Raw genomic sequence first — 799 nt, forward strand, 5'->3', positions numbered from 1 at the left:
GTCCTCAGCTCACGCTCGAGTTCGATCAGCACCGCGTCGCCGCTCGCGTCATTCTGGTGTTTCAGGCGCTCGAGCAGATGCGTGCGCCATTCCTGGAGGTTGACGATGCGTGGCGCGATGCCGCCGGGATGCAGGCTGAGGCGAAGCACGTTGACCGGCGGCGTCAGCAGCGAAGCCTCGCTGACATCGGCAAGGAAGGGAGCGATGGCGGCGTTGGCCGAAACCAGGTTCCAGTGGCGGTCGACAGAGAGTGCCGGGAACGGCGCGTGGCCTTTGAGCACGATTGCGACCGCCGCCATCGCCGGCGCCATTGTCGTGTCGGTCAGCGAGCGTTCGCCGAAACTGGGGGCAAAGCCGGCGGCGAGCAGCAACTGGTTGCGTTGCCTCAGCGGGATCGACAATTGCTCGGCCAGATGCAGCACCATGTCGCGCGAGGGCGCGGCGCGGCCGCTTTCGACGAAGCTCAGATGCCGCTGCGAGATTTCGGCCTCCATGGCGAGGTCGAGCTGCGACATGCGCCGGCGCGTGCGCCATTCGCGAATAAGGCTGCCGGCGGAGGTTTGGGCTGTTGTCATGAGTGAATGGTTAGGCTGGTGAGGACGGCATTTCAATTACCTGCGAGGTTATCGCTAGGTGAGCGCTCGCAGCTTTGCCTTCACTTCGAGGAAATCCCGCCACGCCAGCTTCTTGTGCGACGGGGTTCGCAGGAGATAGGCCGGATGCAGCGTCGGCATGGCCGGGATGGCGATGCCGGATGCCGTCGTGTGAACGCGCCAATTGCCGCGCAGCCGCAATATGC

The 799-nt window shown here is 64.7% G+C and carries 1 protein-coding gene and 1 pseudogene; both read right to left on the reverse strand.

Annotated features, from left to right (window positions below):
• A partial coding sequence (locus EN994_RS33660) for a helix-turn-helix domain-containing protein (RefSeq protein ID WP_164746540.1) occupies positions 1-575 on the reverse strand: 575 nt, incomplete at its 3' end.
• Positions 576-629: 54 nt separating this feature from the next.
• Positions 630-799 (reverse strand): annotated as a pseudogene (locus EN994_RS36590) (uracil-DNA glycosylase); the annotation flags it as partial.

It is taken from the genome of Mesorhizobium sp. M7A.F.Ca.CA.002.09.1.1 (genome assembly GCF_003998555.1).
Classification (GTDB): Bacteria; Pseudomonadota; Alphaproteobacteria; order Rhizobiales; family Rhizobiaceae; genus Mesorhizobium; species Mesorhizobium ciceri.